This is a genomic window from Microcystis sp. M49636_WE2, from assembly GCF_030065375.1.
GTDB classification, from domain to species: domain Bacteria; phylum Cyanobacteriota; class Cyanobacteriia; order Cyanobacteriales; family Microcystaceae; genus Microcystis; species Microcystis aeruginosa_C.
Map to the genome: position 1 here is coordinate 1 of NZ_JASJFG010000041.1, position 5,059 is coordinate 5,059.

The window sequence follows — 5,059 nt, forward strand, 5'->3', positions numbered from 1 at the left end:
AATTCCTGTAGATTCATTTGGAAACTGGAATCACCACTAATACAGATGACCTCCTCATCGGGAATAGCCACCTTTACCCCCATCGCAGCCGGTAAACCGAAACCCATCGTCCCCAATCCCGCGCTAGAAATCCAACGTCGGGGTCCATTTTTGAGGAATTGGGCTGCCCACATCTGATGCTGGCCCACATCGGTGGTATAGTAGGCGTGGGGTGCTTGACGACCCACCTCAACGATCACTTCTTGGGGGGAAAGTCTGCCTTCCGGTCGGGGTACTTGCAGGGGATAATCTTGGCGCCAGCGATCAATCTGGGCTAACCAAGCTTGGGTGCGATCGGAATTAGTGGGATAATCAAATTCTCTGGCTTTTTGGAGTATTTGTTCTAAAACTACCCGCACATCCCCGACAATCGGCACGTCAGGGGCGCGATTTTTGCCCACTTCCGCCGGGTCGATATCCACATGGATTACCTTAGCTTTCGAGGCGAATTCGTCCAATTTCCCCGTTACTCGGTCATCAAAACGAGCGCCGACGGCAATTAATAAATCACACCCGGTCACGGCAAAATTAGCGTAGGCAGTGCCGTGCATTCCTAACATTCCCACCGAGAGGGGATGATGTTCATCAAAAGCACCGATCCCCATTAACGTGGTGGTAACGGGTAACTGAAAACGCTCGGCAAACTCGGCAATTTGGGCGTGGGCATTCGCTGCGATCGCACCTCCACCAACGTAAAGTAAGGGTTTTTCGGCGGTTTCCAAGAGGTGCAAAGCGGCCTCGATTTGACGGCGATTACCCTTAACCGTGGGACGATAGCCGCTTAGTTTCACATCTCCCGGTTCGACGGGGATATAATCGCACTGTTCTAAACCGACATCTTTGGGAATATCGACTAAAACCGGCCCCGGTCGTCCTGTACTGGCGATGTGGAAGGCTTCAGCGACGATTCTCGCTACTTCCCGGGCATTTCTAGCCACATAGGAATGTTTAACAATCGGGAGAGTAATACCATAAATATCGGTTTCTTGGAAAGCATCGGAACCGATGGCCGCCCGACTCACCTGACCGGTGATAATCACCATCGGGATGGAGTCCATGTGTGCGTTAGCGATGCCTGTCACCAAATTGGTCGCCCCGGGGCCGGAAGTACCGAAACAGACCCCCACTTTGCCGGTGGCCCTAGCGTAGGCATCGGCGGCATGGGCGGCCGCTTGTTCGTGGCGCACTAAGATATGTTGTAATTCTCCCCGTTCTTCAAAGCGGTAGAGTTCGTCATAGATGGGCAGGATCGCACCACCCGGATAACCGAAGATGTGCTTAACACCATGACGTTTGAGACTGTCCATCAAGGCATAAGCACCAGAACAACGCTGGGGAACCGTTGTTAAAGAGTCATTGGGCTTGGGAAGTGATGAAACCACAGGGCAAACCGTCCAATTTCTAACTAGAGGGATAATTGCAATTCTGTTGCCTAGGATGCAACTTGAAAAATAGCAAAATTGATAACCTTATACTTTTAGTGTATTCCATCTCACCTTTTTGGCTGCAGTTTTTTTTCTTTTTGCATCTTACCCATGCAATATCTGGGGAAGTGGGGTAGTGGGAATTATGAATTATGAATTATGAAGTGGGAAGTGGGGAGACCACTTCGTGCGCGTTGCGGGGGGAAGTGAGGAGAGGGGGAATTATGAATTATGAATTATGAAGTGGGAAGTGGGGAGATGGGGAGATGGGGGGATAAGATGATAAATATTGGTGATTTCACCTGATCTTGACTGAGCCTGGGGGTTTTATGAATAGTCTTTTGATTGCGGCTACGGATACCGATGCGGGTAAAACCGTTGTCACCACTGCTTTAGTGGCTTATTGGCAAAAATACTATCCATCGAAGGCCCTGGGGCTGATGAAATTAATGCAAACGGGTCAAGGCGATCGAGAATGGTATGAGGGTTTATTTCAGGGTCAATTAGAAATGATCACACCGCTGCAATATCAAGCACCCTTAGCGCCTCCTGTGGCTGCTGATTTGGAGGGTCGAGATATTCCTTTGGGGACGGTGTGGCAAGCTCTGCTGAACCTACAAAAAAGCCAAGATTTGGTTTTAATTGAGGGTTTGGGGGGTTTAGGTTGTCCTGTCACCCACGAGCTAACTTTGGCGGATTTAGCGGCTCAATGGCGGTTAAAAACGCTTTTGGTGGTGCCGGTGAAATTGGGAGCGATTTCCCAAACGGTGGCTAATATTGCCCTAGCAGAGCAGAAAAAGGTCAATTTGGGCGGAATTATCCTTAATTGTCTCGAACCGCGCACGGAGACGGAGATAGAGCAGTTAACACCGATCGATTTAATTCAATCCTTGACTAATTGTCCAGTTTTAGGTGTTTTTCCCTTTATCGAAGATCGTCGGGATTTGGATAAATTGGCCTCGGTGGTAGCTAGTTGGCCAGAAATTAAGCTGTCAAGCATTTAAATTGCTTGTTGAGACGAGGCAAAAGGCACAAGGCAAAAGGCAAAGCTGATTCCCAGCATCTTTCAATTTGACAACACCCATTGTAGGGCTAATTCATGAATTAGCCCTACAGGACATCGGGGGGGTAAGGGTAGGGTTAATTCATAGTAGGGTTGATTCATTGTAGGGTTAATTCATTGTAGGGTTAATTCATAGTAGGGTTAATTCATGAATTAGCCCTACAGGACATCGGGGGGGTAAGGGAATAAATTAGGGGAAGTCCAGATATTCTTGTTCTGTTAGGGCAAATTCTGGATCGATGATTTTTACTTCATTATAGGTGAGTTGATAGAGTTTGTAAACTAAGTGATCGATCTGCTTTTCTAATTCGCTTGTGTCAGCGTTAGGATCGTCTTTTTTAGCTGTGAGAATTTTATTAACAATTTTTTCTAATGCTATTTGTATTTGTCTTTTAGGAACTACAATTGGAAGTTTAAATAATTGTACTGGCTTTACTTCTGGAAATATTCTCACATCTTCATTAACTAAATCACTATATAAAAAATTCATCAATTTAGAGTTGAGAACAGCCAATAAATATAAATATTGCACTTCTGATTTATTTGGCAACTGAACTATTATTCCACTTTTAAGGCAATACCATTGATCTTCGTCGTAAGCAGCAATGATTCTATTCGCAGTTTGTCGAATTAAAATTTTAGGCTCAGTAAATAATTTTTTGCGCCTAGGTCTTAACATTACATAGTAAGGGATAACACCACTTTTAGTTTCTACTCTATTGTCTAGTTTTTCTTTGTATAAGCTTAAATGTTTAATAATATTGGGATAATTTTTAACATCTAAGTCCGAAGAAAAATAAATTATGACTTTCTCTGATTTAGGCTGTAAACAATAAGAGTTTATTTCTCCTCCAATTATTAGTTTTTTAATTATATCTTTTTCTAATTTCTTACTTTCAGCTTCATCTGATTTAAGTATAAAAGCATCTGCAAGTCCGGGACTAATTCCAGTAGCTACATCTTCAGCAATATCTTTAAGAGTTAGATTACCTGAATAACATTTTTCAATTAATTGATGATGATTTTTAAAAACAAAGCTATAAGCTTGATTAGAAACAAGATTGGATTGATCAATGAGATTATTGATTTTATCTAGCTCAACTGGTAATTTATCTCTTTCCACATCTGATAGATCTGCATATAGAGTTGAGTTGTTTAATATTTTTTTAGAAAAACTAATGATGCAGGTAGGAGTTGTAACATCTTCAAATACTCCATCCCCAAGATTAATGTCTAAGATAAGACTGTAATTACTTAGTATTAATTCTCTACTTTTTTCAAATTCAATTTGATTTAAAAAACTAGAGGGAATTATTAGTGAACACAAAGATTGCTTACCTGTAAGTTCTTGATATCTGTAAGAAAAATAATTAAAAGACTCTGGAGTTCGGACATGAATTCGATCATAATATTTCTTTAAAAACTCTTTTTCTTGGGTTGAAAAATCTACGCCATAAGGAGGATTACCAATTACAACATCAAACCCAACAAAATCCCCGTCATCATTCAACACTTCAGGAAACTCAAACCGCCATTCCAAAGCATTCTTATACAGCTTACCGCTTTCAATATCTGCAATTTCAGCAGTTAGCTTATCAATCTCATTATTTAACTTAGTTACTTTTTTCTCCCGCGCTTTTTGCTCCGTCTTAGTCTCCTCAAACAATAAACCCTGATTTTCCAGATTATAAAGTTCCCCTTGTAATTGACGTAACTTCACCTTCTTAGGATCACTAATTAATAAATTAGCACTAAAACCAGCCTTAATCTTAGCAATCAGCGTTTCCATCTCCCGCTTTTGTCCCTTAGTTTCCGCATTGCGATAAGTCTGGACTGCATTGCGATATTGCTCAATACTAAACTTCTGCTTCTGTAAAACCTGTTTAACATCCACATCCAAAGCAAAGCGACTAATCAAAGAATTACCACACTTGATATTAATATCAATATTTGGCAAAGTTTCTAAATTGCCATCCTCGCGATAATAAGCATTCTTTAAAAGCTCAATCCATAACCGCAACTGACAAATAGTCACGGAATTAGGGTTAATATCCACCCCAAATAAACACCCTTCAATAATCGTCTGTTTCTCATGAAATAAGGCTTGCTGTACCCGTTGCTTTTCTTTATTATTCGGATGATAAGCAAATAAAGTCCCCTCATCATCGTAAACCAATAACTTATCGTTTCGCACCTCTACCCGATAATCTTTTAGCGACTTACCCGAACTATCTAATAAAACCCGTAACTCACTCTTAATCGCGATTATCTCATTCAAAGCTGAAACCAAAAAATGTCCTGAACCCACGGCCGGATCGCAAATCTTCAGGCTATTAATAATAGTATTCGCTTCTCTTTTATCCTCAATTCGTTCATATAAATTATCCAAACTTTGACAATTCCAGCCTTTTACTTCATTAAACTTCTGCACAATCGCTCTTCGTATCGTTTCCCGACACATATACATGGTAATAAAACTCGGCGTATAAAAAGAACCGTCCTTATAACCATTAATCTTTTCAAAAATTAACCC

Annotated in this window: 3 protein-coding genes; 1 reads left to right on the forward strand and 2 read right to left on the reverse strand. The window is 41.4% G+C overall.

Going from position 1 to position 5,059, the window contains the following annotated elements:
• The coding region (gene ilvB / locus PX484_RS00790) for a biosynthetic-type acetolactate synthase large subunit (protein ID WP_288102664.1) at positions 1-1,421 on the reverse strand (1,421 nt) is incomplete at its 3' end.
• Between the two features lie 371 nt (positions 1,422-1,792).
• On the opposite strand from ilvB, the gene bioD reads away from it, so the two are divergent.
• Positions 1,793-2,467 carry a dethiobiotin synthase gene (gene bioD / locus PX484_RS00795; RefSeq protein WP_002763308.1) on the forward strand — a complete coding sequence of 225 codons (675 nt, stop codon included), beginning with the start codon at positions 1,793-1,795 and terminating at the stop codon, positions 2,465-2,467.
• Positions 2,468-2,716: 249 nt separating this feature from the next.
• On the opposite strand, the gene PX484_RS00800 is transcribed toward bioD, so the two are convergent.
• Positions 2,717-5,059, reverse strand: a 2,343-nt coding sequence (locus tag PX484_RS00800) for an Eco57I restriction-modification methylase domain-containing protein (protein ID WP_288102665.1), incomplete at its 5' end; no start/stop codon positions are given.